General features: G+C 57.0%; 2 protein-coding genes. Both read left to right on the forward strand.

The features are described 5' to 3' along the window. The coding region (locus tag AB4043_RS25060) for a formylglycine-generating enzyme family protein (protein ID WP_442308466.1) at positions 1-258 on the forward strand (258 nt) is incomplete at its 5' end. A 163-nt stretch (positions 259-421) separates the two neighbouring features. Next, positions 422-1,552: sulfatase-like hydrolase/transferase (locus AB4043_RS25065; protein ID WP_442308467.1), on the forward strand; the 1,131-nt coding region annotated here is incomplete at its 3' end.

Below are 1,552 nucleotides of genomic sequence, written 5' to 3' on the forward strand. Positions count from 1 at the left end.
CCCAATGGATACGGCCTCTACTCAGCAACAGGTAACACCTGGGAGTGGTGTGCTGACTGGTTCAGCACCGACTTTCATCTCACCGGCAGCCTCATCAATCCGAAAGGACCTGAAAGCGGGGAGAACAAGGTGATGAAGGGCGGATCTTTCCTGTGCCACAAGTCCTATTGCAATCGATACCGCGTCGCTGCACGCAGTTCGAATACGCCAGATAGCTCAACTTCACATATGAGCTTCCGGTGTGCCCGGAATATCTAGCGATGTATCGAGATATTCGTTTTGCGTTTGTTCGAGACTTGGGGTGTTCCTAACCAACCCTAGCGTTGCGAGGGTTGGGCACCCGGGCGGTTCTGAGCAACTCACACAGAGGTTGTCCGGCAGCACGCCCCAGACTCCACTTCTAAAATTCCCTGTGGAAGACATGAGCAATAACAGACGAGATTTCCTGAAATCGCTAACGGCCTCAATCCTCGCACCCGCGGTATCAGTAGAGGCTGAGGCAAGTGCATCGCAACGACTCCACAGCACTGCGACCCCACAGAGGAAGCAGCCAAACGTCCTTCTCATGATCTGCGATGACCTGGGATATGGAGACCTCGGGTCATACGGATCGAAGCTCCCGACTCCAACCCTGGACCATCTGGCGGAGGAAGGAGTTCGATGCGCCCGGCATAATGCAGCGCATCCAATCTGTTCGGCATCGCGAGCTGCGCTGCTTACTGGCCGCTATGCGGCTCGCAGCCACACGCCGGGCGCTCTGTTTCCACATGCCAAAGTTGCCATGGCACGGGAGGAGCAGACACTTGCGAACCTGTTCAAGGCTAAGGGCTATCGTACGCACGCCATTGGCAAATGGCATCTGGGCGATGAAGCCGGATATCTCCCGACAGATCGAGGCTTTGACTCCTTCTATGGCGTTCCCTATAGCGACGATATGCAGCCGCTCCCGCTGATGCGAAACGGCGACACGCTGGAGAGCGACACGGATCGTGATGAGCTCACGCCACGCTACACAGAAGAGGCACTCAAGCTACTTACACAGCGGGCATCCGAACCATTCTTTCTTTATCTTGCCTACTCCTATCCGCATGACCCGGCGCGAGGATCGAAGGCCTTTCGAGGACGCTCGGCATTCGGCGCCTATGGAGATGCTGTCGAAGAGATTGACTGGAGTGTCGGCCGACTGATGGACGCTCTCAAGCGAGGTGGACAGCACGACGACACGATCGTGCTCTTCACCAGCGATCACGGGCCGTGGTTTCAGGGTTCGCCGGGCAATACTCGCGGGCGCAAGGGCTCTACCTTCGAAGGTGGCGTGCGTGTCCCCTTTCTTGTTCGATGGCCAAAGCACGTCCCTGCGGGAGTGACATGCGAGGCATGGACTAGCCACCTTGATGTCTTACCGACACTCGCCAAATGGTGCAGCCTGGACACGCCTCGACTTCCTATCGATGGCAGCGATGTTTCTGCCGCTTTCCTGCACCAGAAGACCATGGAGGAGAGATCTGTGCTGTACTTCTCGCCTGCGGGTGGACGAGAGATGGTGCATGGA

Origin of the sequence: Terriglobus sp. YAF25 (assembly GCF_052113305.1) — a bacterium.
In the GTDB taxonomy this organism is placed as follows: Bacteria; Acidobacteriota; Terriglobia; order Terriglobales; family Acidobacteriaceae; genus Terriglobus.